The organism is Candidatus Neomarinimicrobiota bacterium (genome assembly GCA_034716895.1).
In the GTDB taxonomy this organism is placed as follows: domain Bacteria; phylum Fidelibacterota; class UBA8477; order UBA8477; family JABMPR01; genus JABMPR01.
The window spans coordinates 1-1,520 of sequence record JAYEKW010000249.1 but is presented as its reverse complement, the minus strand read 5'-3'; the positions used below and the strand labels follow the sequence as shown (position 1 = coordinate 1,520).

The following is a 1,520-nucleotide window of genomic DNA, read 5'->3' as shown; positions in this document are numbered from 1 at the left end:
AGAAATCGGACAGAACCAAAGCTCGTTCTTTTTCCGGCAATGTTTGCACCATACGAAGTTGCACGGTTTTTACTGTGGAATCAGGGTTTCTCAAGAAAAGGCCGCCATTAATTGTCACTCGGTCAGTCTGCGTTGAATCAGCGTCTGTACGATGGTAACTGGTAAATGATGAATCGGATAACAGACTAAAATGGGCCAGACCATCAGCGAAACCGGTCATTGTGACATCATAACTTTCCTCTGGAACGAGGAAACCATACGGTGGCGTGCTATCTCCCTGACGTGCTGTCAACGGTATTGCGTCAGAAATACTGTTGAACACAACTTCAGACTTATAGCCAATTGAATCACCAGCTGGATTTGTGATGCAGACGGGAGTTCCTTTACGATAAATCATGCGCATATAGCCAGTCATTGGCATTAGAGCAACGGGGGCTGATTCAGAATTGGATTGTGATTTTGATAAAATAGGGTAATCCAAACAACTTCGTACAGGGTAATCAAGGTAGAAATTGCACTTTCCCCACCAATGTGCATATTCGGAATACCACCAGGAGTTATCAACTGTATCCACTATAATATAAAGAGCATCATTCCCAGGTTCATTCGGATCATATATTCGTACTCGTACTTTAGATGCATTGGGATCAGGAACAATTGCATACGGAACAACGGCATGTGAACCAGATCCCGTTTGTGCACCAATGAATAGCTTCGCATCATCTCTCTTGTTTTGAAGCAACATTGTCTTGATTTCTTCAAGTGCTTGAACTACGGTTATAGTATCTTTACCTGAAAAAGAGCTATATTGTGCTTCACCATACTGACTCGTGTGGAGTGAATTAATAAACAGCCTAATATCATCATTTATACTTGCTTGATGAATTTCCTGTGGCAAACTGACATTTGCCCATCGTGGAGACAGCAACTCGCGACTGCCAAAAGTCAGAAGTGAAGTATTCGCCAAACCCTCACAACTACCTCCCCATACATCCGCCAAATCATCCCAAGCATATAATGACAGCATCCGATAATATGCACCCGTTGGTGTATGAAAATAACATTGCGATTCACTGAAGGTTGTTACCATTAGTGGCCAATCAGGGAAGTATTCCGATGGCATAAGTGCAAATGGAAAGGCAGGGTCAAAACTGGGATATTCACGATCAGTATATGGGTCGGTACCGTTTTGGTAATCAAACTGACTCCACCATGATGGCGGCCAGAGAAAAGATTCCTGATTTTGGTACTGCCATCCCTGAGTCGAGGGAAGATAAAGCTCATACGTACTGTCAGCCGCATAACGGGTCAGATAGTATGGTTTAATATGGAAAATCTCACTGGTTTTATAATAGCTTGGGTTGGCGGCGTCAGATACTCGGATTAAACATCGCGCCGACATCACCGCTGGTATTTCCCATGGATATAGAGGCAAAGCCGCTTTTATCGATTTTTGAGGAGGACGACCCTGGTGAATTCATCAAATAAATTTAAAAAGGAAGATTTTGTAATTAAAAAAG

1 protein-coding gene is annotated in these 1,520 nt (G+C 42.8%); it reads right to left on the bottom strand.

Annotated features, from left to right (window positions below; translation table 11 throughout):
• Positions 1–1,435 (bottom strand): hypothetical protein (locus tag U9Q77_13690; protein ID MEA3288409.1); only part of this gene is annotated, 1,435 nt, incomplete at its 3' end.
• Positions 1,436–1,520: the final 85 nt, after the last annotated feature.